The 8,594-nt window shown below is 47.0% G+C and carries 8 protein-coding genes, 1 tRNA gene and 2 rRNA genes; all 11 read left to right on the top strand.

Annotated elements, in window-relative coordinates; all coding sequences use genetic code 11:
- Nucleotides 1–94 (top strand): 23S ribosomal RNA (locus tag LX87_RS29060); the annotation flags it as partial.
- Between the two features lie 111 nt (nt 95–205).
- Nucleotides 206–317, top strand: a 5S ribosomal RNA gene (rrf, locus tag LX87_RS28260).
- A 93-nt stretch (nt 318–410) separates the two neighbouring features.
- A tRNA-Pro gene (locus tag LX87_RS28265) sits at nt 411–484 on the top strand.
- 185 nt (nt 485–669) lie between these two features.
- Nucleotides 670–2,112 (top strand): anthranilate synthase component I family protein, encoded by a 1,443-nt coding sequence (locus tag LX87_RS28270; protein WP_111631656.1) that lies wholly within the window; start codon nt 670–672, stop codon nt 2,110–2,112.
- Nucleotides 2,113–2,125: 13 nt separating this feature from the next.
- Nucleotides 2,126–2,692: an anthranilate synthase component II gene (locus LX87_RS28275; RefSeq protein WP_111631657.1), complete on the top strand. Its 567-nt coding sequence runs from the start codon at nt 2,126–2,128 to the stop codon at nt 2,690–2,692.
- Nucleotides 2,689–3,363: an SAM-dependent methyltransferase gene (locus tag LX87_RS28280; RefSeq protein ID WP_111631658.1), complete on the top strand. Its 675-nt coding sequence runs from the start codon at nt 2,689–2,691 to the stop codon at nt 3,361–3,363. The genes LX87_RS28275 and LX87_RS28280 overlap by 4 nt, the downstream gene beginning before the upstream one ends.
- 25 nt (nt 3,364–3,388) lie before the next feature.
- Nucleotides 3,389–4,378: an anthranilate phosphoribosyltransferase gene (gene trpD / locus LX87_RS28285; protein ID WP_111631659.1), complete on the top strand. Its 990-nt coding sequence runs from the start codon at nt 3,389–3,391 to the stop codon at nt 4,376–4,378.
- A 73-nt stretch (nt 4,379–4,451) separates the two neighbouring features.
- On the top strand, nt 4,452–5,276 hold the full coding sequence (gene trpC, locus LX87_RS28290; RefSeq protein ID WP_111631660.1) for an indole-3-glycerol phosphate synthase TrpC: 825 nt from the start codon (nt 4,452–4,454) through the stop codon (nt 5,274–5,276).
- Nucleotides 5,273–5,920 carry a phosphoribosylanthranilate isomerase gene (locus tag LX87_RS28295; RefSeq protein WP_111631661.1) on the top strand — a complete coding sequence of 216 codons (648 nt, stop codon included), beginning with the start codon at nt 5,273–5,275 and terminating at the stop codon, nt 5,918–5,920. Before trpC ends, LX87_RS28295 begins: the two co-directional genes overlap by 4 nt.
- Nucleotides 5,921–6,085: 165 nt before the next feature.
- Nucleotides 6,086–7,288, top strand: a complete 1,203-nt coding sequence (gene trpB, locus LX87_RS28300) for a tryptophan synthase subunit beta (RefSeq protein ID WP_111631662.1) — start codon at nt 6,086–6,088, stop codon at nt 7,286–7,288.
- 71 nt (nt 7,289–7,359) lie between these two features.
- Nucleotides 7,360–8,175, top strand: coding sequence for a tryptophan synthase subunit alpha (gene trpA / locus LX87_RS28305; protein ID WP_111631663.1), 816 nt, complete (start codon nt 7,360–7,362; stop codon nt 8,173–8,175).
- Nucleotides 8,176–8,594 lie beyond the last annotated feature (419 nt).

Here is an 8,594-nt window from a genome sequence, read left to right on the forward strand (position 1 = left end):
AGGACGTTAGAGACGATGACGTGGATAGGCGGCAGGTGCAGGACGGGAGACCGTTACAGCCGAGCCGTACTAATGACCTGAAGGCCGTAGCAGTAGACCTTGTTGGTCAGGGCTTGTGATTGTGAATCTCTTTCTTCTTAAAGAGCTAAAAAAGAAACTACCATACGTTGTGGTCATCCTTAGGGATGTCCAACGCAAGAGCTGGGATGGTGGTAAGGGTGCGGGGGAACACCTCTTCCCATACCGAACAGAGCCGTTAAGCCCCGTTACGCCGATGGTACTGGAGTCACTTCCGGGAGAGTAGGTTACCGCCACCACAGATTTTTCCAAGTCCCCATTTCATAATTATGAGATGGGGACAAATTTTTTCTTTTCGTTTGTGTGTATAAGTTTTATCTTTGCGCACCAATCGGGGTGTAGCGCAGCCCGGTAGCGCGCTACGTTCGGGACGTAGAGGCCGTGGGTTCGAATCCCGCCACCCCGACAGAATATTAAACTTGGTTACAAAAATGATTTTCGAAGCAACATCTTCTAATCTTTGGTGGTGGCGTTCTTCTTCAAACGGAGTTGAACAGCCAGCGTATGCTTTGTAACCAGCCACTAAACCGGTTTCTCAAAAGCCCACTGTTCAACACAGTGGGCTTTTTTTGTTTCTAACCATTTACCTTTATGACTACGCAAATTCAAGAACCGCAAGCTCCTTTCAAAGTCGCAAGCTCCTACCGGAAAATGCTGGCCGACACATTAACACCCGTCAGTATTTATCTGCGTTTGCGGGATAAGTTTGTCAATAGTATTTTACTCGAAAGCTCGGATTACCACGGGAATGACAATAGCTATTCCTATATCTGTTTTGACCCTGTTGCTAAGTTTGAATTTGATGGTAAATCAATTGTAACCAGCTACCCTAACGGTGTATCAAATACTGTTGAAGCTTCTTCGGAAATTAATTTACTTTCGGCCATTGAGGAGTTCAGAGCGTGCTTTCATTACGAAAAGCACGCTTTTCCGTTTATAACCAATGGACTTTTTGGACACATCGGTTATAATGCTGTTCAGTTCTTTGAAGATATTTCCTTAAAAGCAGCTCCTTCCGATAACGACGTACCTCTGGTGGTTTATCAGGTTTTCAGGTATGTGATTGCTATCAACCATTTCAAAGATGAGCTTTACCTTTTTGAGCATTCTTATTTGCAGGATAACCAGGAAGCGGGTGCTGGCAATCTTGATTATATTGAGACACTGATTAAAAGCCGTAATTTCCCGTCTTATTCATTTCAGACAACCCAGGCCGAACAATCCAATTTTACGGATCAGGAGTTTCTGGCAGTGATTCAAAAAGGAATTGACCACTGCCATCGGGGAGATGTATTCCAGATTGTGCTTTCACGAAAGTTTTCTACCGCTTTTCGTGGGGATGAATTCAATGTGTATCGGGCGCTTCGTTCGTTAAACCCCTCACCTTATCTATTCTATTTCGATTACGGAAGCTATAAGCTATTTGGCTCATCGCCGGAATCTCAAATTGTTGTTAAAGGAAAAAACGCCATTATTTACCCCATCGCCGGTACGTTTCGCCGGACGGGTGATGACATCGCTGACGCCGAGCTGGCGCAGAAGCTGCACAATGATCCAAAAGAAACAGCCGAGCATGTTATGCTGGTGGACCTTGCGCGCAACGACTTAAGCCGGAATTGTAAAACCGTTAAGGTTGAAACATTTAAAGAAGTACAGTTTTACTCGCACGTCATTCACCTGGTATCGAAAGTGGTTGGCGAAATGGATGAAAATGCAAAGCCGTTGCGGATCGTAGGGGAAACCTTTCCGGCGGGTACCTTGTCAGGTGCCCCCAAGCACATGGCTATGCAACTGATTGATCGCTACGAACAGACGAGTCGTGGCTTTTATGCGGGTTGTATCGGTTTTATGGATTTTAAGGGGGATTTCAACCAGGCTATTATGATTCGAACGTTCCTGAGCCGTAATAATGTGTTGCATTATCAGGCTGGGGCTGGGGTGGTAGCCAAATCAAATCCGGAAAGTGAACTACAGGAAGTACATAACAAACTAATGGCGCTTCGGACGGCCATGAAACAGGCCGAATCAATCTAAAAAGAACAGTAGTATGAAAGTGCTGGTCATTGATAATTACGATTCGTTTACCTACAACCTCGTCTACATCCTCCGCGAGTTGGGCCATACTGTTGATGTCCACCGAAATGATAAAATCTCGTTGGAAGAAGTAAATGCCTACGACAAAATTCTGTTATCACCGGGGCCGGGCATCCCGTCCGAAGCCGGTATTATGCAGGATATAATTCGGACTTACGCACCAACGAAAAGCATTTTAGGAATTTGCCTCGGCCATCAGGGTATTAGTGAAGTGTTTGGAGCGACGTTGGAAAATATGTCTGACGTTTACCACGGTGTTGCGCACCGGACATTCATAAAGAATACTTCGGAACGGTTGTTCAAGGGTCTACCGGAAGAGTTGCTGGTTGGACGGTATCATTCCTGGACGGTTATCCCCAATAGCGTACCGGCCGAACTGGTCGTTACGGCAGTTGATGATGAAGGCCGGATCATGGGCATTGCGCACAAAGAATACGATGTTCGGGGTGTTCAATTTCATCCGGAGTCGGTACTGACCGAGCACGGAAAGCAAATGCTGCAAAACTGGTTGGAATCATGACGCTGGATTCTGTGGTTCCGTGGGGCAGAACATTGGACGAATACCGCCGAATGTTTAATCTGACGGAGTCTGATTTGCGCAAAAGGATCCTTGGTGTTGGTGATGGACCGGCCAGTTTCAATGCAGAGATGCAACAGAAAGGCCATTATGTTGTATCTATGGATCCGATCTATGCCATTTCAGCCGCAGAAATAGCCTCTCGAATCGAGCAAACGTACGATACCGTAATGCAACAGGTAAAGGCGAATGCCGCAAATTATAACTGGACAGATTTTCAGGATGCGGATGATTTGGGTAGGCAGCGAATGCAGGCCATGCATCACTTTCTGGCAGGTTATGAAAATGGTAAGCAGAGCGGTCGCTATCGGGTAGACGCCCTTCCAGTGACATCTTTTGCAGATCAATCCTTTGACCTGGCGCTTTATTCTCATCTGCTGTTTCTGTATTCCGCTCATTTGTCTGAGGCATTCCACATTCAGGCCGTTGGGGAGCTTTTGCGCATAGCGGATGAGGTCAGAATTTTTCCGCTGGTCGATTTAACAAATCAATGTTCACCGTTTCTGAATGCTGTTTTAGCAGATTGCCAACGGAATGGTTTTCAAACCGAGTTGATCGAAGTCTCTTATCATTTCCAGAAAAACAGCGGCCAAATGCTTTGTATCAAAAAATAAGTTAAAGACCCTCCTGAATAACCTCATGAAAGAAATACTAAACCACTTATTCGAATACAAAACGCTGACCAAAGAAGAAGCTCAGCGGGTCCTCATCGGCATTAGTACTGGCCAGTACAATACCTCGCAGATCGCGGCTTTTTTAACGGTATACATGATGCGCAGTATTACCGTTGAGGAGCTGGAAGGATTTCGGGATGCCATGCTGGAGCTTTGTTTACCCGTCGATCTATCGGAGTATGACGTGATGGATCTGTGCGGAACCGGGGGCGACGGCAAGGATACATTTAATATTTCGACCCTGGCGGCTTTTGTGGTTGCCGGAGCCGGGCAACGCATCACCAAACACGGTAATCACGGTGTCTCATCAATGTGTGGATCATCCACGGTGATGGAATACCTCGGCTATCGGTTTACCAATGATTATGATGTTTTGCGGAGAAAGGTCGAAACAGCGGGGATTTGTTTTCTGCATGCCCCCCTTTTTCACCCGGCCATGAAAAACGTAGGACCGATCCGGAAAGAGCTTGGGGTAAAGACGTTTTTTAACGTGCTGGGCCCAATGGTCAACCCGGCTTTCCCGAAAAAACAGATGGTTGGTGTGTTTAGTCTTGAATTAGCCAGATTATATGCGTATCTTTATCAGCAAACCCCCAAGCGGTTTATGATCTTACACGCTCTGGATGGCTATGATGAAGTGTCGCTGACCGGCGCCTTCAAGACGATCTCTGCACACGCTGAGCAGGTACTGACTCCGCACCAAATCGGTTTGCCCCAACTTTCGCCAGAACAACTGGCCGGTGGCAAGTCCGTTGAAGAATCCGCCCAAATTTTTATGAATGTGCTGAACAATAAAGCAACATCTGCCCAAACGGATGCGGTAATTGCCAATGCGGCTTTGGCATTGGTAGCAGCCGAACGGGCTAAAACCGTTGAGGAAGGCATTCAGCAGGCGCGGGAGTCACTCGAAAGCGGTCGGGCTTTAGAGAGTCTTAAAAAACTGTTGGCAGACTGAGGGAATCGAAAACAATTGGGTAAAACAAAGAGTATCGTACAATACCACCGGAATAACGAGGAATAAAAATAGAATGGACGTACTTGAACGGATTATTGAGCGTAAGCGAACCGAAGTAACATACCAAAAAAAAGCCGTATCGCAACGGGAACTCGAACAGCAGCCGCTGTTTAGTCGGCAACCGTTGTCTGCTCGCAAAGCCATTCTCCAGCCCGGATCATCGGGTATTATTTCCGAGTTCAAGCGCAAATCCCCTTCCAAAGGTATTATCAACGATCAGGTTTCGGTGGCCGAAACAACGGCGGGATATGTCGGGGCAGGAGCGGCCTGTTTGTCGGTATTGACGGATGAGCACTTTTTTGGGGGTACGTCGAACGACCTGATGCAGGCCCGGCAGGCTAACCCCTCGACGCCAATCATCCGGAAAGATTTTATTATCGATCCCTATCAGATTGTAGAGGCCAAAGCGATCGGGGCTGATTTCATTCTGCTGATTGCTGCCTGTCTGACACCTCAACAAGTGGTTGACTACAGCCAGTTAGCGCATGAACTGGGGCTGGAAGTCCTGCTTGAGGTACACGATGAAGAAGAATTGGCGAACCACCTGACGGATACCGTTGATCTGGTAGGCGTTAATAATCGTAACCTGAAAACCTTTGTGACGGATATCCAGACATCCGTGCGGCTTTCTTCTCTGATTCCGGAATCGTTCGTCAAAATCTCCGAAAGCGGTTTGCAGGAGGCCCAATCCATTGTGGCGCTCCGACAGGCCGGTTATCAGGGCTTCCTGATCGGGGAAACGTTCATGAAAACGTCCGATCCGGCCAGTGCTTTGCAGCAGCTAATCGACGAAGTACACCAATTGCATCCGTTACCTCAAAAACAATACATCGTATGAAAGTAAAAGTCTGTGGAATGCGGGATTCCGATAACATTCGCGAATTGCTCGCCCTGGCACCCGATTTTATGGGGTTTATTTTTTACGACAAATCGCTGCGGTTTGTTGGAGATGAGTTAGACGCCGACTTGTTGAAGTCGTTTCCGCGTAGTGTCAAAAAAGTGGGTGTATTCGTCAACGCCAGCCCGGATTATATTCTGCGCAGCGTGAAGAAGTACGACCTGCAATACGTTCAGTTGCACGGTAACGAAACGCCGGACTTCTGTCGGAATCTGCGAAACCGGGGTATCAGTATTATCAAGGCATTTGCGGTTGATGAATCATTCAACTTCAGTATGATCAACAATTACAAGCCGTCTTGTGATTTCTTTCTGTTTGATGCCAAGGGAGATCAGGCCGGCGGTAACGGTATTACGTTCGACTGGGGTTTAATGAACCGCTACGATAACGAAAAACCGTTCTTCATCAGCGGAGGAATCGATGCCGAGACTCTTGATTCATTGGAAAAGCTGAAGCACCTGAAACTCTACGGAGTTGACATCAACAGCAAAGTGGAATTGAGTCCAGGGCTGAAAGACACCGTGTTGGTTAAAGCAGTCATTACCGGCTTGAAACCCATCGAAGAAGAGGAAACCGTCGCTTAAGCTGCCATTGAATGACATAAATTTACTTTCCGAGACAGTCTGAAACTGCCTCTCAGGCTTTTCTGCCTTCAATAAATAGACGGCAACAAATAAAAAGACCCGTGTTGTAACCAAACTGTTGGCTCAATACGATTAGATGTTGCTGCATCCTTATTTTTGAGTACAATGGAAACTACAGAAGTAAAATCACCTTACCAGGTCGACGAGCGCGGCTACTACGGAACATTCGGCGGAGCTTATATTCCGGAAATGCTGTATCCGAATGTAGAGGAACTGCGGCGGAATTACCTGTCCATCATTGCCGACCCCTCTTTTCAGCGCGAGTTTCGGGATTTATTAACCGACTATGTAGGTCGTCCTACGCCACTTTTCTACGCCAGTCGTCTGTCGGAAGTATATAATACAAAGATTTATCTGAAGCGGGAGGACCTTTGTCATACCGGTGCGCACAAGGTCAACAATACCATCGGTCAGATTCTCGTGGCCAAACGGCTGGGTAAAAAGCGAATTGTGGCCGAAACCGGTGCGGGTCAACACGGTGTGGCGACGGCCACAGTCTGCGCACTCATGGGGCTCGAATGTATTGTGTACATGGGTAGCATCGACATGGAACGCCAGAAACCAAACGTTGACCGGATGCGGATGCTGGGTGCCAGTGTGGTTCCGGCCACCAGCGGCAGCCAGACGCTCAAAGATGCGACCAATGAAGCCATGCGGCACTGGATCAATAACCCGGTCGATACACATTATGTAATCGGTTCGGTCGTAGGTCCCCACCCATACCCCGACATGGTAGCGCGTTTCCAGTCCGTTATTTCGGAAGAGGTTCGTAAGCAATTGTTGGAAAAAACAGGTCAGTCAAACCCGGATTATGTTATTGCCTGCGTCGGTGGAGGCAGCAATGCCGCTGGTGCGTTCTACCACTACCTGGATGAGCCATCTGTACAACTAATTGCTGCCGAAGCCGCCGGTCAGGGCTTAACCACGGGCCACTCAGCCGCCACGACGGCATTAGGAAAACCCGGTATTCTACACGGCAGCAGCACCATTCTGATGCAAACGGAAGACGGCCAGGTTGTGGAGCCGTATTCAATCTCTGCCGGGTTAGACTACCCGGGAATCGGCCCCCTGCATGCTCATCTGTTTGCTTCCGGGCGCGGAAAATTCTATTCGATCACCGACAACGAAGCGTTGGAAGCGGCTTTTGAGCTGAGTCGTCTGGAAGGAATCATCCCTGCGCTTGAATCATCCCACGCTTTAGCCTGTATTCCCAAACTAAAAGCCCGCCCGGACGAGGTGACGGTCATCTGTCTTTCCGGACGAGGTGATAAAGACTTAGCCGCTTATACAGTGCACCTTCCCAAGTAAAGTATAAATCTGAACCTTATTTCCTGCCAATAAACGAGTGGGCAAAAGTCCCATTCCTAAATACATCCGTTATGAACCGCATCGCCGAATTGTTTCAGCATAAATCCGAGCAAGTTCTGAATGTCTACTTTACCGCCGGTTTTCCGCAACTGAACGATACCGTACCTATCCTGGAAACATTGGAACAGGCCGGTGTTGATATCATTGAAATAGGAATGCCCTATTCAGATCCGGTGGCCGATGGCGAAACAATCCAGCAAAGCAATCAGAAGGCTCTGAATAACGGCATGACGCTGCGTATCCTGTTCGATCAGTTACAGGGGATTCGTGAGAAGGTTCAGACACCTATTCTATTAATGGGCTATTTAAATCCGGTTGTTCAGTTTGGTGTTGAAGCGTTTTGCCAGAAATGTGCCGAGGTTGGGGTAGATGGAATCATTGTTCCCGATTTGCCCATCGATGTGTACGAGCGGGATTACAAACCGACATTTGATCAGTATAACCTATTAAATATATTTTTGATTACCCCTCAGACATCAGAAGACCGGATTCGACAAATCGATCAGTTATCCGACGGTTTTATCTATATGGTATCTTCCGCCAGCACAACCGGGTCTCAGAAAGGCATTACCGATGAAATGAAAGCCTACTTTAGCCGGATTAAAGCAATGAATATAGGAAATCCACGTCTGATCGGTTTTGGTATCCAGGATTATTCCACTTTCGAAACGGCCAGCCAGTATGCAAACGGAGCTATAATTGGTAGTGCCTTTGTTCGATTACTAGAGCGAAATCAAGACAATTTAACCGCTGCCATCCATAATTTCATCAGGTCAATACGGGATTCAGCACCTGAGGAAAAAATAATTTCAGAGGTTACTGCTTAATAATCAGCGCCATAAAGAACCATCTTAAATTATTTTCAAAATAGGTCTTGACAAGAGGAAAAAAAATGCGGTACTTTGCAGTCCCAAATGAGGGAAAACAAGGGCAGCTAAGCGGGCTAACCTTTTGGTTACCAACTAGTTGACGAGAAAAAAGAGAAAGAAAAATAAAAAATAAATTTTCACTTTTCTTTTGAAATCTCAAAACCAACCGCTACCTTTGCAGTCCCAATATTAAGGGAAACAAAATAACCGATTGAGCAACGATTTTCGCCAGCCAATCACCCATTTTCCAGACGAGGAAAAGAAGTTCTTTGACGTAGTGGACAGAAGTACAACAGCACAACAAGCGACGACCTGACAAGTACAATTGTTAGTTAGTTATTTACAATGGAGAGTTTGATCCTGGCTCAGGATGAACG

It is taken from the genome of Larkinella arboricola (genome assembly GCF_003259745.1).
Classification (GTDB): domain Bacteria; phylum Bacteroidota; class Bacteroidia; order Cytophagales; family Spirosomataceae; genus Larkinella; species Larkinella arboricola.